The organism is Exiguobacterium sp. s133, assembly GCF_018618595.1.
GTDB classification, from domain to species: Bacteria; Bacillota; Bacilli; order Exiguobacteriales; family Exiguobacteriaceae; genus Exiguobacterium_A; species Exiguobacterium_A oxidotolerans.
The window spans coordinates 159210-177835 of sequence record NZ_JACSMK010000001.1; the positions used below are offsets into that span (position 1 = coordinate 159210).

Sequence of the window (18626 nt, forward strand, 5' to 3'; positions counted from 1 at the left end):
GATGCTTCATCCTTTCATTTTGCTTGTTTCATTTGGTAGACAAAGGCGAGTGTTTCAGCGAGTGCCTGATAAAATGATTCATCCACTGCCATACCTATCTCTGATTTTGCGAACAAGGCCCGCGCGAGCGGACGGTTTTCGATGATTGGGATGTCAGCTGCTGTCGCCTTCTCCCGAATACGGAATGCGACAGCATCCACACCTTTTGCGACGACGATTGGTGCCGTGTGTTTTCCATCATCGTATTGAATGGCAACTGCATAGTGGGTCGGGTTCGTAATGACGACGTCTGCATTCGGTATTTCTTGCATCATCCGCCGCATCGCCATCTCCCGTTGTTGCTGTTTGATTTTACCTTTGATTTGAGGGTCACCCTCCGTGTTCTTATGTTCGTCTTTTAAGTCCTGTTTACTCATCCGAATCGATTTTTCGAAATCAAACTTTTGATAGGCAAAATCTAAAACGGCAAGTGCAATCAACGCGATGCTGACCGAGAGACCCAGTAAAAAGGTCAAATGACCAATGATGGCTAACGCATCTCCAATCGGCTCAGACGTCAACCGTGAGATTTCGACCTTGTTGTTCCATAAGATCGTCCCGCTCGTCATCCCAATGACAAGTAACTTAAAAACAGACTTTAAAAATTCGATCAGTGCTTTCATACTGACGATGCGCTTGACCCCTTGGAGTGGATTGATTCGATCTAACTTTGGTTGAATCGATTCTGCACTGAGTAAAGCACCAATCTGGACGAAGTTTCCTAAAATCCCGATGGTGACAGCCGTTAAAAAAAACGGGGCGACGAGAATCGCCATTTGCCCTAACATCTCAATTAATATCTGCTCGACACGCCCTTCCTCTACTGAAACAAGGACGGTCCTTGCACTCAATCCATTTTCTAAAACCAAGACGAAACGTTTGCCGAGAAACGGTCCAAAGAAAAACAAGACGAGGAACATCGCGAATAACATTAAACTACTCGTTAAATCAGCAGATTTTGCGACTTGCCCTTTTTTTCTCGAATCATCCCGCTTACGCGGTGAGGCTTTCTCTGTTTTTTCACCAGCGAAGTACTGGAGGTCGAGTTTTAAACGATATGTATTCATCTCAACCTCCCAGTAATCGAATGGCATCCGCTAAAACATCTTGCAGTAGCGGAATGAACTTTGAAATCCCGGTAATCGTCGAACCGGCAAGTAAAAATAAAATCGCATAGCCCATTAGTAATTTGACTGAAAAACCAATCGCAAAAATATTGAATTGCGGTGCTGTCTTTGCTAAAAATCCAAGTGCAAGATCGACCAGGAACAAGGACACGATGAGCGGCATCGCCATTTGAAGTGCCGTTAACATCGCCAGACCGACGACTCGAACGACAAGACTCATACCCGCCTCGCCTGAAACTGCAATCGAACTGCCGGGTGGAAAGATTTGAAAACTGGTGTAAATGCCATCGAGTAAAATCAAATGCATGTCGGAGGCAAGTAACACGAGTAGTGTCAACATGTAATAAAACCGGCCAATGATTGGTGATTGACCACCGAACATCGGATCATAAGCTGATGCCATTGCGAGTCCCATCTGTAAATCGATGATGGAACCGGCGATTTGTGGGGCAAATAAAAGGAAGCTAGCTAACAAGCCAAGCGATAATCCAACAATGACTTCCGTACCCATCCGAAAGAAAAAATTGAAATCATCGACTTCAACGGTCGTTTTGACGGCATAGCTCGCAAAATAGGCAAGACCGGCAGCTAAGGCTAATTTATGTTGGGCCGGCAGTTGTTTTGATGAAAACAACGGTGCCGCGACCAAAAATCCGACGATGCGACCAAATACGAGTAAAAATACGCTGACAAAAGACAATAACGTCATTTCCTTGAAACCTCAGCAATCTGTTTAAAGATTTCAATCGTAAACGTTTTTAATTCTTCCATGATCCATGGTCCGAAAAAGACGAGTGCTAAAAATACAGCAACGATTTTCGGGACGAACGAGAGGGTCTGCTCTTGAATTTGTGTCGTCGCTTGTAAAATACTGACGAGCAGACCAACAACGAGTGAGACGAGCAAGAGCGGTGCCGATACCTTTAACAAGGTCCAGACGGCCGAACTCGCTAGTTGAATAATCATTTCCTGCGTCATATCGTTCCTCCCTACTTCATGCTGACAAGCAATGACTCGACAATTAAATGCCAACCATCGACGAGGATGAATAGTAATAATTTAAACGGTAAAGCAATCATGACAGGCGGTAACATCATCATCCCCATCGACATCAACACACTTGAGACGACCATGTCGATGACGAGAAATGGAATGAAAATCATGAACCCAATCTGAAAAGCCGTTTTCAACTCACTGATGGCATAAGCAGGAACTAACGCGACAAGCGGAATGTCTTCGACTTTTTCCGGCTTGTCGTAATTTCCATACTTCAAAAATAATTCTAAGTCATTGGTACGTGTATGTTTTGACATAAAACGTTTCATCGTTCCACCTGCTCGATCAAACGCTTCGTCCTGACTAATTTTTTCACCCATGTATGGTTGAAGTGCCGTCGTGTTGAGTTCCGTCAGCACCGGTGACATGACGAATAATGTAATGAATAAGGCAAGACCGACTAGCAACTGGTTCGGTGGTGTCTGTTGTGTCCCGAGCGCCGAACGTACAAAGGATAAGACGACGACAACGCGCGTAAAACATGTCATCAAAATCAATAACGAGGGTGCTAAGGATAATAAAGTCAACAAGACAAGTAACTTAACTGATGTCGCTGTTCCTGATGGTGTGTCTAAAGAAATCAGACTTTCAATCGTTGTCATGAACGACCTCGTTTCTTCTGGAATTGATCAAGTTGTTGCTTGAACGACTCCAAGAAAGGCGATTCGCTCGTCGACTGTTTCATGTCATGCATCTCTTCAGTCGACCATTCCGTATCCGCTTCGAGCGTGTCGAGTAGCTCAATGTTTTGCCCGACACCGACGACGTAAACTTTATCGTGGACGCGTACGAGTTGCACCGATCGATCTTTTCCGAGCGGCACACCTCCGAGATGGGAAAGTTGATTGGATTGGCGGACACCTCGCGTCCGATCATTGATCAATCGGACAGCCAGGAGAAATCCCCCGATTAAGACCACGAGCGTGACGATGACTTTAATGACCGTCACAATCGTCGACGACCCATCGACCTGTTGAGTTGTTGGTTCACTCTTCTTAGATGGATTCAAATTCTCTTCCACTGTTTCTGCCCCAACTTGTGCTGAGAGCAGGAACAACAGGAGACAGGTCAAAAAGGTCAGTCTTTTCATGACGAAACAGTTTTCGAAACGGCTTCAAGCACACGGTCTGCTTGGAACGGTTTAACGATGAAGTCTTTTGCACCGGCTTGAATCGCATCGATAACCATCGACTGTTGTCCCATTGCCGAACACATGATGACTTTTGCTGCTGGGTTAAAGGCTTTGATTTCTTTTAGTGCTGAAATGCCGTCCATTTCTGGCATCGTGATATCGAGCGTGACGAGATCCGGTGTTAATTCTTTGTATTTCGCTACGGCTTCGCGACCATTTTCTGCTTCACCGACGACGTCATACCCATTCTTCGATAAAATTTCCTTAATCATCATTCGCATGAAAGCTGCATCATCTACGATCAATACTTTTGCACTCATCTTATTTCCTCCTTAGAACATCCGAAGACGTTCTTTTGTATTTACGATTTCTGTAATTCGTACTCCAAAGTTTTCTTCAATGACTACGACTTCACCTGTCGCAATCAATGTATTGTTGACAAAAACATCAACCGGCTCTCCAGCCAACTTATCGAGTTCGATGATTGAACCTTGTGTCAATTCCAATATGTCGCGTACAGAGCGACGTGTTCTGCCGAGTTCGACGGTTACATTCAGTGGTACATCATACAACATCCCGATGTTACCCGGTACGCCTTCTTGTTGCACTTCTTCAAATTGACCAAACTGGACCGGGCTGACACCTACCGGTTCCTTCTTCGGTGCAACAGGCGTTTCATAACGTTGTTCCTGCTGTGGCATTTGTTGCGTTTGTTGCGTTTGTTGCGGTGCTACTTGTGGCGACGGTTGAACCGGTTCATGCGTCGCACCTTTTGCTTCTTCAGTCGTCGTCGTACTTGCGCTGAATAATTTCTGAATCAACTGCTTTGAAAATTCGAGTGGTGCAAGCTGAACGATTTTCGAATCGATCAACGTCCCGATTTTTAAATCGAATTCGATGATGACCATGCTTTCCCATAAAGAAAAGCTGTCGACAATACTTTTCTCTTGCGAAAAGTCGAAAATTTCAACGGCTGGTGGCGAAATATCGATTCGCATCGAGAAGACCGTTGACATCGACGTCGCCGCTGCTCCCATCATTTGGTTCATCGCTTCTTGAACGGCAGAAAGGGCGATTGGCTCCATTTCATGGTTTTCCTCGACCATCCCGTCGCCGCCCATCATCAAGTTCGCGATGACAGATGCGTCACGTTGCGTCAAGATTAAGACGTTTTCACCTTTGAAGCCTTCTGTGTACCCGACGCGCAAAGCAACGTGCGGAATCGGATAGCGACTGCGTAATTCGTCCATCGTGATCATCCGCACATGTGGCGTCGTGATCTCGACCTTTTGGTTGAGTAATGCAGATAACGCTGTTGCTGAATTCCCGAGTGAAATATTTCCTACTTCACCTAAGGCATCAATTTCCATCTCGTCTAATTCTTCTAATCCATCATCCGAACTTGTATCAGTCGGCTCGTCGTCCGACGGGGTCCCGCGTAATAACGCATCGATTTCATCTTGCGAAAGCATATCGCTCATGTTATTCCTCCTCAATTCGTTGTATGACTTGTAAAGCGAGATGCTTCCCATTCAGACCAGGTCGCGCTTTGAACATTTTCCGATCATCAACAAACAATTCAACCGGGTCGGATGTACGTGTCTTCAGGGACAGGCAGTCGCCTACCTCGAGGTGTAACAATTCTCCAAACGACAATTCCGTTTGGCCGAGCACAGCTTTTAAATCGACGATTGACCCCATCAACTGAGTTTGCATCTGTTCAGATTCTTGGTTATCGACCGCTTTACGTTTTTCTTGTTGCATCCAAAAATGACTCGATAGCTTCGGAATGATCGGTTCGAGTGTGACGAACGGAAGACAGACATTGAGCGTCCCACTGACTTCTCCAACCGTCACATAAATCGAGACGAGGATTACCGTCTCATTCGGCGAAACGAGTTGAAGGAATTGCGGATTGATTTCTAAATCGTCATACTCTGCTTCTAGTTCTGTGATTGACTCCCAAGCTTCGCCATATTGTACGAATGCCCGCTTAAACAATTGTGTCAAAATGCGTGTCTCGATTTCAGTCAAATTTTCAATCTTATTCATCCCTTCGCCAGGACCACCGAGGAGACGATCGAGCATTGCATAGGCGATGTTCGGGTTGACTTCAAAGATAACTTTACCATCGAGCGGTTTCAGGTTAACTAGATTGATTAAGGTCATGTTCGGAATGGAATGGATGAATTCATCGTATGGCAACTGTTCGACCGTATTGACCGTGAACTGGACGTACGTTCTCAGCTGCGCTGAAAAGTGTGTTGTCAGTACACGTGCGAATTGCTCATGAATTCGAGTCAAGTTCCGCATTTGATCTTTTGAGAAACGAAGTGCCCGTTTGAAATCATACACTTTGACACGCCGTTCCTCTTCTTGACTTCGTATCTCCTCGACTTCCATATCTCCGCTCGAAATGGCTGATAGCAAGGCGTCAATTTCATGTTGTGATAATACTTCGCTCATGCTGCCACCTCACTGGATGATTTTTTTCGTCGTATAGACGCGTTGAACATCGCCTTCTTGAAGAAGTTTTTTGAATTGACCACGTAATTTTTCTTCAAGCTTTGCCATATCTTGTTTTGAATCCAAGTCCTGCTTTTTCATCGATGCTAAATCACCAAGAATGATGTTGTTGATTTGAAACTTACGTAGTTCTAACTCTTCCTTCGTTTTCACATCATCCGTGACAATCGTAAACTGAACATTCAAAAACCGTTCGTCTGCGATGTTCGTCGTCAAGTCATCTGTTTGAAAACTTCGTTCTTCGAGCTCGGCACCTGTCGGTTGTTCAACTTTTGCTTCCGTTTCATCTCCGACTAACCAATACTTCGTGAGCATATACCCTGCGCCGATCATCATGAGGGCCACGATAACCATGATCAACGGTATTTTTAACTTACTCTTCTTCTTTTCTTCTGCCATCTTCGAGCCTCCTAATGCTGTTCAAGCCCGCTAGTCCGACTTGTCGGTAAAAATCGATTGTTGCCGCTTTTACCTCTTCTAACGATTCTTTGACGATGTATGTCTGCCCTCCAACGAGTTGAATCGTCGTATCTGGTGTCGATCGAATCGATTCGATTAATATAGCATTCAATACGAGCGGTGCTTGACGTAACGTCGTCAGTGTAATCATCGTTTCAAGTTAACGAGTTCTTCTAAGATTTGGTCGGATGTCGTAATAATCCGTGTATTTGCCTGGAATCCACGTTGCGCGATAATCATTTCCGTAAACTCTTCCGATAAGTCGACGTTCGACATTTCGAGCGTCCCAGACGTCAGTTGCCCAAGTCCGTTCGTGCTTGGCGTCCCTGTTGCTGGAATCCCTGAGTTCTGTGAGGCTGAAAAGAGGTTCACCCCTGATTTTTCAAGTCCACCCGGGTTCGCAAAGTTTGCCATCGAGACGTAACCGACGCGTTGCAACGCACCTGTCGCATCAACGAATGTGACCAATCCATCTTTTCCGATTGCTAAGTTCTGCGCGCCAGTCGGAATTTGGAGTTTCATGTAGCCATCATTCACTTTTGTCGTAATTTGTCCTTGTGCATCGTACTGGTTTGCCGGTAAGTTTGCTTGGTTCGCTGGTGGCTGTCCTGGATTCGCTGGTGGCGGATCAGATAGTCCGACGAGGTAGTTCCCGTCTCCCGTGACGATATTCCCTTGCAAGTCCGTGTAAAAGTTTCCTGAACGCGAGTAACGAACGCCATCTGCTGTAAGCACTTGATAGAACCCTTCGCCTGAAATCCCGACATCGAGTGTCCGTCCCGTGTTTTGAAGTGCGCCTTGGTTGTAGACGTTATCGACCGTCGACATTGATGCCCCGAGTCCGACTTGTTTCGGGTTTGTACCACCGACACCGCCACCTGCTCCTGAAGCTGAACCGACTGATTGGTTAACGAGATCTTTAAAGGTAACCCGCCCCTTTTTGTAACCGAACGTATTGACGTTTGCGATGTTATTCCCGACGACGTCAAGCTTTGTCTGGAAGTTCTTTAACCCACTGATTCCTGAATACATTGAACGTAACATTATTTTTCCTCCTTTGTTTTAATCTCCGTTAATTCATAGACACTGACTTGCTTCCCGTTCGAGAGTTCCGCGATGACGTCAATTCCGTCTCGCTTGACGCTTATAACATTCGCTGTCTCCTTGACCGTCGCGCCCGTCGCCGTTCCCGTCGCATCCTCAACCGTTCCATCTGTTTCGTAACTAACTGATTTCCCGATTAAATTACTGTATGTCAGCAAGGAATTCGCATGTTGATTCAAGACCATCGTGTCCATCCCTTTTCCAATCGCTTGCATTTGTTCAAGGGAAGAAAATTGTGCCATTTGTGAGATGAACTCTTTATCTTCCATCGGTGCAGTCGGATCTTGATTCGATAACTGGGCAATCAAGATTTTCATGAACATGTCTTTGTCCATCGAATTATTCGGGACAGCTGTCGTTTTATCCGGCAACTGGTAGGACGATGCCGCATTAATGGAATCAGTCATCTTCTTCCTCCTCTAACTCCTCATCTTGAGGTTTCGGTTGTTCCTCTTGCGCTGTCTCTTGCCGCTCTTGTGGTGTCGATGTATCAAACTCTTTTACGGTCGAGGCAAGTAATCCCGTCTCGATTTTAACGAGCGGCGCTTGATGTTGCAGCGAACCTTGTAATTTACCTAGCTGTTGCTCAATCAGTTGTTTTGCCTGCTCGGTGCCCGCAAACAACTTCACTGTCAACACACCTTCTTTGCGCTCGAGTTGAACGACGACTTCACCTAGCTGTTCTGGGTATAAACGAATCGACATTCGTGTCGAACCGTCTGCTCCTTTTAAGAACGGGGCTTGTTGGAGTGCTGCTTCGATTCGTTTTGCCAATTGTTCATCGACATTACTTTGCGGAACGAGGGGAGGCATCGTAACGGTACGATCGCTTTTCACGAACAGTGTCGAAGAAAAGGCGAGCGGTAACGCCGTCCCTTCCGAATCAACTGTTCCTTTCAACGGCTCACTACGCGTCAAGCCTTCGCCTAACTTCATCGAAGCCGGTAAGGTTTGAGCCATGGCGACTTGTCGTGTCACCGGAAGAACCGTCTGCACGACCCTCCCCGTCTTCAATTCACCTTCCGCTGTCTTAACACCTTTTCCGACGGGCATATCTGCTACTGGTTGCAGTTGACCTGCTACCGGTTTTGTAACACCAAGAATCGACACGATTGTCGCCGTAATCAATTGACCGACGGACGCCGGTAATTGTTGCAACATCGCCGTCGCTTGTTCCGCATCTCCTTCTTGGATCGTTTTTACGAGTTGTACGAGCTCCGTCATTCCTTTTGGATCCTGCTCTAGTGCTTCTAATTGTGGATGATCCAGTAAAAGCAAGGCTTGTTCGGGTTGTGCTGTGAGCATCTTCACCAGCTGACCTTCATTTGATTGTGGCATCGTCGTGCTAGGGACGGTGTTCTCAGGCAGAAGACTTGGTTCTGGCGTCGTGAACAGTTGTAGCAAAGAAGCAAAACTCCCCATGCCTTCAGCCGAAGGAGCACTTTGACCGACTGATTTCGCCGTACCTTTGACTGTTTGATTTTGTTGCACATCTGTCAAATTCATCGTGTTCGCTCACCTCTATTTCGTCGCGAGTAGTTGCGTCAATGCCGCAGCCTTTTTCGCATCCATTTTTGCGATGATGGCTGCTTGTTGTTCCGCATCGATAGTCTCGATGATAGGAACGACCTCTGTCGGACTGAGTTCATTTAAGATTGTCGCTGCTTCCTTAGGCGACATCTCTGCATAAACATCGGTCACACTTGCCGTTTTTGTTGTCTTCTTGTCTTCCTCGGTTGTTTTATCCGGGAAAGGCGTTTGTTTTAATTGATCGCGCTCCGCGATTAATCGCGTAATCTCTTGTTCTTTCACTTTGAGTGTATCCGCTTGTTCCGTCGCTTCATTTCGCAATTTTTTAATTTCTTGATTCGCTATTTTTAATCGATTTTCTAAATCAGACGTTTCCTTACCAGGCGTTCCCTTCGTTTGTTTCGACGTTTCCTCTGTCGAAAACGGGAGTGCAAGCATCGGACGACCGTTAGCATAATTGAGCACGAGATAGGCTGTACCTAAGATTAAGATCAAGGGAATGATCAACAACGGTAAAATCCATTGTTTCGATGATTTTGAATTACTTATGATGTCCGCCCTCTTCCAAACTGTAACAGTGCCAGTTCATCTAATTGATTTTGTTCGAGTAGTGCATTGATTTGCCGTGCTTCTTCTAGTTGATTCGCCTGAAGACGCGTGAACTTCTTTTCCTCAATCATCGCTTCTTTTAAATCGACTTGTGCGCGTTCATACTGATTTTTTGCTTGAGTGACATATAATTGTTGACGTTCGATTTGCTGTTTGACGACGTCACGCGCACGTTCACGGTATTGAGAAGCGAGTAATTCGACGGTACCCGTCTCATTTTGTGCCTTCAAAAATGTTTCGTAACGAACGAGCAGGTGATACAACTTTTCGACTTCAATCTCGTAGCGTTTCTTTTTTTCAGCCGTTTGTTTCGATACACGATCTTTCTCCGCCTCGGCTAAAGGAATGATTCGCTCATATATTGTTTTCATGCCTTTTCCTCCTTAGCGAATCGTCGTGATTAAACGGTTCATGGCTTCTTCAAATTGACTTCCTTCTTCAACACGTTGCTTCAAAAAGCCGATTAATTCCGGATATTTTTCGACGGCACGATCGATTTCAGGGTTTGTCCCACTTTTATATGCACCGATATTGATCAAGTCTTCTGCATCTAAGTATGTCGAGAGCAATTGCCGAAAGACGATCGCACTGTCTTTATGTTCCGTCGATGTGATTTGATTCATAACCCGGCTAATCGAACGTAAAACATGAATCGCCGGATACTGCCCTTTGTTCGCCAAACTTCGATCAAGGACAAAGTGACCATCTAAAATCCCGCGGACTGCATCCGCAATCGGTTCGTTCATGTCGTCTCCATCGACGAGTACGGTATAAAAAGCTGTAATCGACCCGGCTGTCGTCTTTCCGCTTCGTTCGAGTAACTGAGGTAGTAGAGCGAATACACTCGGCGTGTATCCTTTTGAAGCAGGCGGTTCTCCTGTCGCTAGACCGATTTCACGTTGCGCCATCGCGAACCGCGTAACGGAGTCCATCATCAAGACGACATTCTTACCTTGATCCCGAAAGTATTCTGCGATTGCTGTCGCCGTATAGGCTCCTTTTAAACGGACAAGCGGTGGTTGGTCACTCGTCGCGACGACGATGATGGAACGCTTCATCCCTTCTTCGCCCAACTCCGCTTCGATGAACTCTTTCACTTCCCGCCCTCGCTCTCCAATCAAGGCGATCACATTGATGTCAGCAGTCGAACGTTTTGCAATCATTCCGAGCAGTGTTGATTTCCCGACACCAGACCCGGCAAACAAACCGACGCGTTGCCCTTGACCGACTGTCAACAGACCATCAATGGCGCGGATACCTGTCGACAACACTTCATTGATACGTGGTCGTTCAAGTGGACTCGGTGGTTTTCGCACGATTGATGTTGTCCGGAGGTGAGTCAACTCCTCACCATCAAGTGCTCGACCTAATCCATCTAATACTTTCCCGATCAGTTCCTCACCGACGGGTACGTGAAGTGGTTTTCCTGTTGCGATGACGATTGATCCTGGTGCAATCGCTGTCGTTTCACCGTAAGGCATCAATAAGACGTGCCCTTCTCGGAAGCCGACAACCTCTGCTTCGATTTCTTGACCTCGGTGCAGTTGAATCAAACACCGTTCCCCGATTGCGACTGCCGTCGGTCCTCGTGATTCAATCATTAAACCGATTACTTGCACGACTTTACCGGAATGCCGGACTAAGTCATCCGTCCGAATATCTCGAACGGCCGCTTGCAACTGCTTCACGTTATACATCTTGTAGCACCTCAGTCACCTGGTTAATCAATGCCTCATAACTAGAAGTAAGCCCGCCCGTAATCGCTCCATTTTCTGAATCGATACGGAAATCGCGAGGCGCGAGTTCCGGATCAATTCGTAAGCTGATTGTCGCAGCACCACCTAAAATCGTATGTAGACGTTCATCCAGTAATACAACCCGTTCAAAATCTTCTGCAGACGTGTAAACAATGATCTTTTCACGGTCACGGAACTGAATAATCAATTGGTGAATCGATTGATAGAGTGCTTCCTCATCTGTATCATGTAATTTTTCTAAAAAATGATGGGTCACTTGCAGTGACAATACACATAATTCATCTTCCATCGCTAACAAGCGGTCCGTCTGCATCTGCTCAAGACGCATTGCAAATTGATTCGTTTCCTCGAGTTTTCGTGCATAAGCGTCTAGTCCGTCTTGCTGCCCTCGCTCATAACCCGCTTGATAGCCTTGTTCCTTCGCTTCCTGTAAAGCCATTTCACGTTCCTGTTCAAAAGCCTGTCGACGCGCTTCTTCTTGTTGACGCATCAGCTGAAGTTGCTCGTCGAGCTCATTTTGACCTTTTGCCATCAACGCCTCATAAGAAATACTCGGCTCGGCATCCCGTTCAATCGCTCGCTCTTCTTGATGAAGAATTGTGCGCTGATGACCTTCGATGACAATTTGTCGTTTAATGACGTTAGACAACGATATCATCTCCTCCACCACGTGCGACGACGATTTCACCCATATCCTCTAGGCGACGAATGATTCCAACGATTCGGCTTTGAGCTTCTTCGACATCGCGCAATCTGACGGGTCCCATGAATTCCATATCTTCTTTGAACGATTCGACCATTCGCTGAGACATGTTTCGGTACACCATTTCTTTGACATCGTCCGACGAGACTTTAAGCGCAAGCAACAAATCTTCGTTTGAAACTTCGCGGATGATTCGTTGGATTGCTCGTGCATCGAGTGTGACAATATCTTCGAAGACAAACATTCGTTTTTTGATTTCTTCGGCGAGTTCCGGATCCTGAATTTCGAGCGTATCGAGGATTGTCCGTTCCGTCGTCCGATCGACACCGTTCAATACTTGAACGACTGCCTCGATACCACCAGACTGCGCATAATCTTGCATACCGGCTTGAGATAAGTTCCGCTCAAGAATCTGTTCGACTTCGCTGATGATTTCCGGGTTCATTCGGTCCATCGTTGCAATTCGTCGTGCTACATCCGATTGCGCCTCAGCTGGAAGCTCCGAAAGAATCTGACCGGACTTTCCCGGGTCGAGATGTGCCAAGACGAGTGCAATCGTCTGTGGATGTTCGTTTTGAATGAAGTTCAGTAATTGCTTCGGATCTGCTTTACGGGCAAACTCGAACGGCCGGACTTGCAAGGTCGAAGTTAATCGATGAATCAATTCCATCGCTTTTTCTTCACCTAATGCTTTTTCAAGCACATTTTTCGCAAAGCCGATACCACCTTGCGTAATGTAGTTTTGCGCCGTTGCCAACTCATGAAATTCTTCGAGTACTTCTAGTTTTTCTTCAGGATCAATTCGTTTCATGCTCGAAATTTGGAGTGTCAACCATTCCATTTCTTCTTCAGTCAAATGTTTGTAGACGTTCGCCGCCACTTCTGGACCTAACGAAATCATCAAGATCGCTGCTTTCTCACGACTATTCATATCTAGTTTCTTCATCTCATCAATCCTCCGCTAACCATGTGCGTAATAACTTCGCAAATTCATCTGGATTTGAGGATGCTAATTTTTCAAGCTGTTTCCGTTTGACTGCTCCGCCACTCGTATCTTCTGTCGATAGTTCTGGAATCTCTGTTTCGATTGGTGTCCATTCTTCTAATTCTTCGACTTCCGTCGTACGACGTCGTCGCATCATCATGAAGATGGCGCCGATGACGATCAGTGCTGCTGCACCAAGCGCGAACCAAACCCACATCGGCGTGACTGTAGTCGTCGCTTTTTGTGTTGGTGTTTCAGCGAACGGTCGGGACATGACGACGACCTTGTTCGTCAATTCGGCATCCGTCAACGTCGCTTTTGCATCCGTTTTCGTGATGGACGTCCGAATAATCGAGTAGAGCATCGTTTGAAGGTCCGTTTGAAGTTGCGGATCGATTTGAGCTTGACCTTTTGGTGGTTCAACGATGACTTGAATACCTAAATCACGTATTTCATAAGGTGCTCCCGTAATCTGTTTCGTAATCCGGTTTACTTCATAATTGATGATATCGTGCGTTTTCTCACTCGTATCACCTGTCGTTCCTGTACCGGCCGGGAAGTTGATGGTCTCATTTTCACCAGTACCGGCTGTTCCTTCATTCGCTGCACCCGTGTAGGCTTCGGCAACCTTTTCTGCCGAAGTTACAATCCCCTCGATTTTATCAGGGTCAACGGGTTCGACTAGTTTTTGTTCTTCTTGGCGCTGTGTGACATCGACGTCTGCCGTGACTGACACGAGCGCTTTTTGTGGTCCGAGAACGACGGATAACATTTGTTGAATTTGTTTTCGTAAATCATTTTCCGTTGTTTTCTTTAATTGCATCGGATCTGCGCCCCCAGCCGTCTGTGTTCCCTGGCCCGGTTCGTAGTACGTAAAGTACTGATCCATGATTGTAATATTTTCTTCTTTCAAATTAGGAATACTTTTTGCGATTAGGTGGTAAAGACCTTGTACAGTCTGTTGATTCAAATCACTCCCAGCGCTTGACGTTAACACAACCGATACGGTTGACGTCTCTTCGGCGTCTGATAAAAAGACGCTTTTTTCAGGAAGTGTAATCATTACCTTCGCTGCATCAATCCCGTTTACTTGCGTAATCAAGTTCTCAAGTTCAGTCTGCATCGTATCGCGCTCTAAAATATTCATTTCCTTGTCAGTCGTACCAAACCCGGCATTTTCACTGAAGAATGAATAATCGATTTGACCGGACTTCGGTATGCCAGCAGTAGCCAACTCTACTTTCAAATTTTCCGCATTCGCCTCCGGCACAAGAATCGTCACTCCGTCTGAAGCTGTCACAACTTCCGAACGAACGCCATCTTCATTTAATTTTTCAGTGACTTGTCCAGCCTCTTGCGGTGATAGTTTTGAATACAATGGCGTCATTGTCGGTGTCGACAACCAAATGATGGCAGCAATAAGAGCTGATAAAATGATTAAGGTAATACCGATGATGGTCGCTTTTTTTGCGAGTGACCATTCGTTCCATGTCGTGTTGATTGCGCTAAAACGCGCCTTTAGCCGTTCGTTCATCAAACATCTCCCACGCTTTCCTTAGCAGTCACAGTTGCATACGCATCATTTCTTGGTATGCCTCAATCCCTTTATTCCGGACTTCAATGGCGAGTTGCATAGAAAGCGATGCTTCTTCTGTTTTAATCATGATGTTATGTAGATCCGTTGTCTTCCCTGTCGCAAGGTCCACACGTGCTTGTGAGGATGCTTGTTGCGCGTCGTTCAAGCCGTTAATAGCTTGGCTTAGCACATCGCTAAAATCTCCTGGGGACGCCTTAGCGACTGATTGTGATGGTAAGACCATTTGTTGCATCCCTTGAATAGGTTGAATTGCCATGATGTCATCTCCTCGTTATTTACCGATTTCCATCGCTTTTACTAACATCGCCTTTGTCGCATTCAGCGCCGTGACGTTTGCTTCATACGAGCGGGTCGCGCCCATCATATCGACCATTTCCTTCAATAAATCCACGTTCGGCATTTTTACATAGCCAAGTTCGTCTGCATCTGGGTGGTTTGGATTGTACTCTAATTTAAACGGCTCTTGATCCTTCCGGATTTCACTGACTGTGACGCCGTTACCTGTTTCTTTTAATACGGCTAATTTTCGTGCATACGGTTGCCATTCTCCATTCACGAGTTCGCCTCGTGTCGTTTGAGCATTGGCGATGTTTGCTGATACCGTATCGAGTCGGAGCCGCTGCGCTGTTAATCCTGTAGCGGATGTATGAAATCCTGAGAACATCGTCATCTTTATCGCCCTCCTCGAATAACAGATTGAATGCCAGAGAATTTACGATTCAATTGTTCGACTAGCGCTTCATATTCAATTTGATTGCGTGATAATTCAGACATCTCAAGGTCAATATCGACGCCATTTCCATCATTTCGCATCGATGTGCTTTGTTCGACGACCGTTCCTGAAGTATTAATCGTCGCATGTCGTTGTAAACTCATTTTCATCTCTGAATTCAATACATCACCAAAAACGAGGCGTTTTGCTTTGTATCCGGGTGTATCCACATTCGCAATATTCGTTGAGATTACTTTTTGAGCTGCAACCGTCCGATCGACGGCTTGTGTCATGAGTGAATAATCTGAGCCTAACCAATTCATCCCTTAACCTCCACTTGATTTTATATCGAGTATTTAGTTTTTTTGTAATCATTAGTAACACTTCTGAAATAATTGAAACAAATAGGTCAATGTTTGGAAAGAACTTTTTTGAAAATCAGGGTAATGAGATGTTAAATTCCTGTTTTTTATTACCTTTTCTTATAAAAATGATAAATAATACCTATATAAGAAAAGAAGACCTAGTATTTACTAGGTCTTCTTGATCGATTCCAGTTTTCGTTGTTTAGTTTGATTTAATCCGTTCTAATTCATAGAGGAAATTATCGTTTAAGATTTTGATATACGTCCCTTTCATACCGAGTGAACGCGATTCGATGACACCCGCACTTTCAAGCTTGCGCAGTGCATTGACGATGACGGAACGTGTAATCCCGACACGGTCTGCAATTTTTGATGCGACGAGTAATCCTTCATTGCCGTCGAGTTCTTCAAAAATATGCTCGATTGCTTCAAGCTCTGAATATGATAACGAGTTGATTGCCATTTGGACGACAGCTTTTTTACGTGCTTTATCCTCAGCTTCATGTGCCTTCTCTCGAAGAATCTCCATACCGACTACCGTCGCTCCATATTCAGCTAGGACGAGATCTTCTTCGTCGAAATCATCGACCATTCGTCCGAGGACGAGTGTCCCTAAGCGTTCGCCGCCTCCGATGATTGGAACGATTGTTGTTTTAGATGATTCGAACGTATCACGATTATCAATCGGGAATGCCGTATGTTCACTATCAATCGTAATATTCGCTGTCGTTTCCATGACGTTAAATAAACGTTTTGTGTAGTCTTCTGGGAATTGACGTTCTTCGAGGAATCCACGGATTCGTGCATTCTCAATTTGTTGCTTGATGGCAATACCGAGTAATTTCCCACGGCGGCTAACGATGAATGTATTCGACTCCATGACTTCACTTAACCGTTCCGCCATAATTTTAAAGTCTACATGTGTACTAGCTTCCTGTTGTAACATCGTATTAAGCTTTCGTGTTTTTGCCAATAAATTCATGATTTTCTTCCTCCACTTATAAGATGAACTGACTTAAGTCACGATCATCTGCTACTTTTCCAACTCGGTCCATTACATATTGTGGTGTGATCGTAACATCCGACTCTGGCATATCTGCCGCTTCAAAGGATAGTTCCTCTAACACCCGTTCCATGATTGTATATAAACGTCGTGCACCGATATTATCAGTTTCATCATTGACCTGAGCAGCAATCCGCGCGATTTGACGAATCGCATCCTCGGTAAAGGTGACGTGGACCTGTTCTGCTCCAAGCAACGCTTTGTATTGTTTCAGTAACGCTTGATTCGGTTCTGTCAAAATCTTGACGAAGTCTTCTTCCGTTAAACTATCCAACTCGACTCGAATCGGGAAACGTCCTTGTAACTCTGGAATGAGATCAGACGGCTTCGCCATATGGAACGCTCCTGCGGCGATAAACAACATATGGTCCGTTTTGACCGAGCCGTATTTCGTCACGACGGTCGAGCCTTCGACGATTGGTAAGATATCTCGCTGGACACCTTCGCGTGAAACGCCGGCGCTATCTTGACCTTTCGTTGCAATTTTATCGATTTCATCGACGAAGATGATCCCCATCTGCTCCGCACGTCGAACGGCTTCGTCATGGACTTCGTTTAAGTCAAGTAAACGTTCCGCTTCTTCAGCAGTCAAAATCGGTCGTGCTTCTTTGACGGTCAGTTGTCTTTTTTTCGTTTTCTTCGGCATGACTTGACCTAGCATATCTTGTAAGTTTGATAAGCCTTCCATCCCTTGTTGTCCCGAAAATAAATCCATTTGGCGCTCTTCGACGTCGACATCAATCATGCGGTCTTCTAGTTGACCACTGATTAATTGTTGACGAATGACTGAGCGGTCCGCCGTATCATTCGCTGTTTCTTGTTCAGGTTGTGCTTGATTACCACCAAACAACATTTCGAATGGATTACTTCCACCACCAAGACCCGACGTCGATTTTTTCCCGACTAACGCATCCACGATCCGTTCGTTCGCAACGGCTTCTGCTCGATCTTTTAAGGCTTCTTTCTTCTCATCTTTGACAAGTCGGAGTGAAGCTTCGACTAAATCACGAACCATTGATTCAACGTCACGACCGACGTATCCGACTTCTGTGAATTTTGTCGCTTCGATCTTAACGAATGGTGCGCGAACGAGTTTCGCTAGACGTCTTGCGATTTCCGTCTTTCCGACTCCAGTCGGTCCAATCATCAAAATATTTTTAGGTGTTACTTCGTCGCGTAATGCCGGGTCGAGTAATTGGCGACGGTACCGATTACGAAGTGCGATTGCGACGGCGCGTTTCGCATCCGATTGTCCAACGACGTGCTCATCTAATTTGGCTACGATTTGTTTTGGTGTCAATTCATGCATCTGCACTTCCTCCAATCGTCTCTAAAACAATTTGATCATTCGTGAACACGCAGAGCTCTCCGGCTGTTTCAAGAGCGGCTCGTGCGATTTCTTCTGCTGACATCTGTCCAGCGTGACGTGCCAATGCTCGACCAGCAGCAAGCGCGTAATTACCGCCTGAACCGATTGCAAGAATTCCATCATCCGGTTCGATGACTTCACCATTTCCGGAAACGAGCAGTAAATGTGTCCCGTCCATGACGAGTAGCAATGCTTCGAGTTGACGTAACATTTTGTCGCCGCGCCATTCTTTTGCTAGCTCGACTGCGGCACGTTGGAGATTACCATTATACATCTCTAGCTTCGCTTCAAACTTCTCAAACAGCGTAAAGGCATCTGCTACACTTCCAGCAAATCCTGCAATCACTTTTCCCCCATAAAGGCGTCTTACTTTCTTTGCACTTTTCTTCATGATGACTTGATTACCAAATGTCACCTGACCATCTCCACTCATCGCGGATTGACCATTATGTTGAATCGCAAAAATCGTCGTTGCATGAAACATTCCGTTTCC

Annotated in this window: 25 protein-coding genes; all 25 read right to left on the reverse strand. The window is 45.7% G+C overall.

Going from position 1 to position 18626, the window contains the following annotated elements:
- Positions 1-14: 14 nt before the first annotated feature.
- A complete protein-coding gene (flhB, locus tag KNP96_RS00770) occupies positions 15-1106 on the reverse strand; it encodes a flagellar biosynthesis protein FlhB (protein ID WP_214768590.1) in 1092 nt (363 codons plus the stop codon).
- A 1-nt stretch (position 1107) separates the two neighbouring features.
- Positions 1108-1875: a flagellar biosynthetic protein FliR gene (gene fliR / locus KNP96_RS00775; protein ID WP_029330783.1), complete on the reverse strand. Its 768-nt coding sequence runs from the start codon at positions 1873-1875 to the stop codon at positions 1108-1110.
- On the reverse strand, positions 1872-2144 hold the full coding sequence (fliQ, locus tag KNP96_RS00780; RefSeq protein WP_012370733.1) for a flagellar biosynthesis protein FliQ: 273 nt from the start codon (positions 2142-2144) through the stop codon (positions 1872-1874). The genes fliR and fliQ overlap by 4 nt, the downstream gene beginning before the upstream one ends.
- Positions 2145-2155: 11 nt before the next feature.
- Complete coding sequence (gene fliP, locus KNP96_RS00785) at positions 2156-2824, reverse strand: flagellar type III secretion system pore protein FliP (protein ID WP_029330785.1); 669 nt, start codon at positions 2822-2824, stop codon at positions 2156-2158.
- Positions 2821-3243: a flagellar biosynthetic protein FliO gene (locus KNP96_RS00790; protein WP_239456731.1), complete on the reverse strand. Its 423-nt coding sequence runs from the start codon at positions 3241-3243 to the stop codon at positions 2821-2823. The genes fliP and KNP96_RS00790 overlap by 4 nt, the downstream gene beginning before the upstream one ends.
- A gap of 65 nt (positions 3244-3308) precedes the next feature.
- Positions 3309-3674 (reverse strand): response regulator, encoded by a 366-nt coding sequence (locus KNP96_RS00795; RefSeq protein ID WP_029330789.1) that lies wholly within the window; start codon positions 3672-3674, stop codon positions 3309-3311.
- A 12-nt stretch (positions 3675-3686) separates the two neighbouring features.
- Positions 3687-4835 (reverse strand): flagellar motor switch phosphatase FliY, encoded by a 1149-nt coding sequence (gene fliY, locus KNP96_RS00800; protein WP_214768591.1) that lies wholly within the window; start codon positions 4833-4835, stop codon positions 3687-3689.
- A gap of 1 nt (position 4836) precedes the next feature.
- Entirely contained in the window at positions 4837-5820 is a 984-nt protein-coding gene (gene fliM, locus KNP96_RS00805; protein WP_088837358.1) for a flagellar motor switch protein FliM, read from the reverse strand.
- 9 nt (positions 5821-5829) lie between these two features.
- Positions 5830-6279: a flagellar basal body-associated FliL family protein gene (locus KNP96_RS00810; RefSeq protein WP_029330792.1), complete on the reverse strand. Its 450-nt coding sequence runs from the start codon at positions 6277-6279 to the stop codon at positions 5830-5832.
- Positions 6254-6490 carry a flagellar FlbD family protein gene (locus KNP96_RS00815; protein WP_088837359.1) on the reverse strand — a complete coding sequence of 79 codons (237 nt, stop codon included), beginning with the start codon at positions 6488-6490 and terminating at the stop codon, positions 6254-6256. Before KNP96_RS00815 ends, KNP96_RS00810 begins: the two co-directional genes overlap by 26 nt.
- Positions 6487-7383: a flagellar basal body rod protein FlgG gene (flgG, locus tag KNP96_RS00820; RefSeq protein WP_088837360.1), complete on the reverse strand. Its 897-nt coding sequence runs from the start codon at positions 7381-7383 to the stop codon at positions 6487-6489. The genes KNP96_RS00815 and flgG overlap by 4 nt, the downstream gene beginning before the upstream one ends.
- Entirely contained in the window at positions 7383-7850 is a 468-nt protein-coding gene (locus tag KNP96_RS00825; RefSeq protein ID WP_029330801.1) for a flagellar hook capping FlgD N-terminal domain-containing protein, read from the reverse strand. The genes flgG and KNP96_RS00825 overlap by 1 nt, the downstream gene beginning before the upstream one ends.
- Positions 7843-8949, reverse strand: coding sequence for a flagellar hook-length control protein FliK (locus KNP96_RS00830; protein ID WP_214768592.1), 1107 nt, complete (start codon positions 8947-8949; stop codon positions 7843-7845). Before KNP96_RS00830 ends, KNP96_RS00825 begins: the two co-directional genes overlap by 8 nt.
- A 15-nt stretch (positions 8950-8964) precedes the next feature.
- Positions 8965-9483 carry a MotE family protein gene (locus KNP96_RS00835; RefSeq protein ID WP_251131908.1) on the reverse strand — a complete coding sequence of 173 codons (519 nt, stop codon included), beginning with the start codon at positions 9481-9483 and terminating at the stop codon, positions 8965-8967.
- Positions 9484-9518: 35 nt separating this feature from the next.
- Entirely contained in the window at positions 9519-9953 is a 435-nt protein-coding gene (locus KNP96_RS00840) for a flagellar export protein FliJ (RefSeq protein ID WP_088837363.1), read from the reverse strand.
- 12 nt (positions 9954-9965) lie between these two features.
- On the reverse strand, positions 9966-11279 hold the full coding sequence (gene fliI, locus KNP96_RS00845) for a flagellar protein export ATPase FliI (RefSeq protein ID WP_088837364.1): 1314 nt from the start codon (positions 11277-11279) through the stop codon (positions 9966-9968).
- Positions 11272-11997 carry a FliH/SctL family protein gene (locus tag KNP96_RS00850; protein ID WP_214765148.1) on the reverse strand — a complete coding sequence of 242 codons (726 nt, stop codon included), beginning with the start codon at positions 11995-11997 and terminating at the stop codon, positions 11272-11274. Before KNP96_RS00850 ends, fliI begins: the two co-directional genes overlap by 8 nt.
- A complete protein-coding gene (fliG, locus tag KNP96_RS00855) occupies positions 11981-12988 on the reverse strand; it encodes a flagellar motor switch protein FliG (protein ID WP_029330812.1) in 1008 nt (335 codons plus the stop codon). The genes KNP96_RS00850 and fliG overlap by 17 nt, the downstream gene beginning before the upstream one ends.
- A gap of 4 nt (positions 12989-12992) precedes the next feature.
- Positions 12993-14561, reverse strand: a complete 1569-nt coding sequence (gene fliF / locus KNP96_RS00860) for a flagellar basal-body MS-ring/collar protein FliF (protein ID WP_214768593.1) — start codon at positions 14559-14561, stop codon at positions 12993-12995.
- A 28-nt stretch (positions 14562-14589) separates the two neighbouring features.
- A complete protein-coding gene (gene fliE / locus KNP96_RS00865) occupies positions 14590-14880 on the reverse strand; it encodes a flagellar hook-basal body complex protein FliE (protein WP_088837367.1) in 291 nt (96 codons plus the stop codon).
- 15 nt (positions 14881-14895) lie between these two features.
- Entirely contained in the window at positions 14896-15294 is a 399-nt protein-coding gene (flgC, locus tag KNP96_RS00870; protein ID WP_029330818.1) for a flagellar basal body rod protein FlgC, read from the reverse strand.
- Positions 15295-15296: 2 nt separating this feature from the next.
- A complete protein-coding gene (gene flgB / locus KNP96_RS00875) occupies positions 15297-15659 on the reverse strand; it encodes a flagellar basal body rod protein FlgB (RefSeq protein WP_088837369.1) in 363 nt (120 codons plus the stop codon).
- A gap of 244 nt (positions 15660-15903) precedes the next feature.
- Positions 15904-16683, reverse strand: coding sequence for a GTP-sensing pleiotropic transcriptional regulator CodY (codY, locus tag KNP96_RS00880; protein WP_029330822.1), 780 nt, complete (start codon positions 16681-16683; stop codon positions 15904-15906).
- Between the two features lie 16 nt (positions 16684-16699).
- Complete coding sequence (hslU, locus tag KNP96_RS00885; protein WP_029330824.1) at positions 16700-18079, reverse strand: ATP-dependent protease ATPase subunit HslU; 1380 nt, start codon at positions 18077-18079, stop codon at positions 16700-16702.
- Positions 18066-18617: an ATP-dependent protease subunit HslV gene (gene hslV, locus KNP96_RS00890; RefSeq protein WP_029330826.1), complete on the reverse strand. Its 552-nt coding sequence runs from the start codon at positions 18615-18617 to the stop codon at positions 18066-18068. The genes hslU and hslV overlap by 14 nt, the downstream gene beginning before the upstream one ends.
- Positions 18618-18626 lie beyond the last annotated feature (9 nt).

Excerpts from the sequence above, each read along its gene's own strand:
- KNP96_RS00850 (WP_214765148.1), bottom strand. The coding sequence starts at position 11,997 with ATGATATCGTTGTCTAACGTCATTAAACGACAAATTGTCATCGAAGGT.
- fliG (WP_029330812.1), bottom strand. The coding sequence starts at position 12,988 with ATGAAGAAACTAGATATGAATAGTCGTGAGAAAGCAGCGATCTTGATG.
- flgB (WP_088837369.1), bottom strand. The coding sequence starts at position 15,659 with ATGAATTGGTTAGGCTCAGATTATTCACTCATGACACAAGCCGTCGAT.
- KNP96_RS00795 (WP_029330789.1), bottom strand. The coding sequence starts at position 3,674 with ATGAGTGCAAAAGTATTGATCGTAGATGATGCAGCTTTCATGCGAATG.
- KNP96_RS00830 (WP_214768592.1), bottom strand. The coding sequence starts at position 8,949 with ATGAATTTGACAGATGTGCAACAAAATCAAACAGTCAAAGGTACGGCG.
- fliM (WP_088837358.1), bottom strand. The coding sequence starts at position 5,820 with ATGAGCGAAGTATTATCACAACATGAAATTGACGCCTTGCTATCAGCC.
- KNP96_RS00825 (WP_029330801.1), bottom strand. The coding sequence starts at position 7,850 with ATGACTGATTCCATTAATGCGGCATCGTCCTACCAGTTGCCGGATAAA.
- flgG (WP_088837360.1), bottom strand. The coding sequence starts at position 7,383 with ATGTTACGTTCAATGTATTCAGGAATCAGTGGGTTAAAGAACTTCCAG.
- fliR (WP_029330783.1), bottom strand. The coding sequence starts at position 1,875 with ATGACGTTATTGTCTTTTGTCAGCGTATTTTTACTCGTATTTGGTCGC.
- fliY (WP_214768591.1), bottom strand. The coding sequence starts at position 4,835 with ATGAGCGATATGCTTTCGCAAGATGAAATCGATGCGTTATTACGCGGG.
- codY (WP_029330822.1), bottom strand. The coding sequence starts at position 16,683 with ATGAATTTATTGGCAAAAACACGAAAGCTTAATACGATGTTACAACAG.
- fliE (WP_088837367.1), bottom strand. The coding sequence starts at position 14,880 with ATGGCAATTCAACCTATTCAAGGGATGCAACAAATGGTCTTACCATCA.
- flhB (WP_214768590.1), bottom strand. The coding sequence starts at position 1,106 with ATGAATACATATCGTTTAAAACTCGACCTCCAGTACTTCGCTGGTGAA.
- fliI (WP_088837364.1), bottom strand. The coding sequence starts at position 11,279 with ATGTATAACGTGAAGCAGTTGCAAGCGGCCGTTCGAGATATTCGGACG.
- KNP96_RS00815 (WP_088837359.1), bottom strand. The coding sequence starts at position 6,490 with ATGATTACACTGACGACGTTACGTCAAGCACCGCTCGTATTGAATGCT.
- KNP96_RS00810 (WP_029330792.1), bottom strand. The coding sequence starts at position 6,279 with ATGGCAGAAGAAAAGAAGAAGAGTAAGTTAAAAATACCGTTGATCATG.
- fliQ (WP_012370733.1), bottom strand. The coding sequence starts at position 2,144 with ATGACGCAGGAAATGATTATTCAACTAGCGAGTTCGGCCGTCTGGACC.
- fliP (WP_029330785.1), bottom strand. The coding sequence starts at position 2,824 with ATGACAACGATTGAAAGTCTGATTTCTTTAGACACACCATCAGGAACA.
- hslV (WP_029330826.1), bottom strand. The coding sequence starts at position 18,617 with ATGTTTCATGCAACGACGATTTTTGCGATTCAACATAATGGTCAATCC.
- KNP96_RS00840 (WP_088837363.1), bottom strand. The coding sequence starts at position 9,953 with ATGAAAACAATATATGAGCGAATCATTCCTTTAGCCGAGGCGGAGAAA.
- fliF (WP_214768593.1), bottom strand. The coding sequence starts at position 14,561 with ATGAACGAACGGCTAAAGGCGCGTTTTAGCGCAATCAACACGACATGG.
- flgC (WP_029330818.1), bottom strand. The coding sequence starts at position 15,294 with ATGACGATGTTCTCAGGATTTCATACATCCGCTACAGGATTAACAGCG.